This window comes from Bacillus sp. SIMBA_026, assembly GCF_046535335.1.
GTDB classification, from domain to species: Bacteria; Bacillota; Bacilli; order Bacillales; family Bacillaceae; genus Bacillus; species Bacillus velezensis.
Genome location: NZ_JAWRWX010000131.1, coordinates 1 through 276, shown reverse-complemented (window position 1 = coordinate 276; position 276 = coordinate 1). Strand labels below are relative to the sequence as shown.

Annotated in this window: 1 protein-coding gene; it reads right to left on the bottom strand. The window is 65.9% G+C overall.

What is annotated here, in order from left to right:
- On the bottom strand, window positions 1-276 hold a 276-nt coding region (locus SB847_RS20950), incomplete at both ends, for a sensor histidine kinase (RefSeq protein ID WP_410578528.1).

Below are 276 nucleotides of genomic sequence, written 5' to 3'. Positions count from 1 at the left end.
CGGCAACTTCCTGGCCAGGCTGGCGGCCGCGGCACCCACGCCATTGTCCTGCACCGTCAGCGAACAGCAGGTGGCGGTGCAGGACAGATGGATGCGTACCTCGGTCGCCTGAGCGTGCTTGGCGATGTTGGTCAGGGCTTCCTGCACCACCCGGAATAGCGTGGTCGCTACCTGCTTGGACGGTTCCGCCGCGCCGATGTCGACGTGGGCCTCGGTGTCGATGCCATAGCGCGAGACGAAATTGGAAACCAGCCATTCGACGGCGACGGCCAGGCC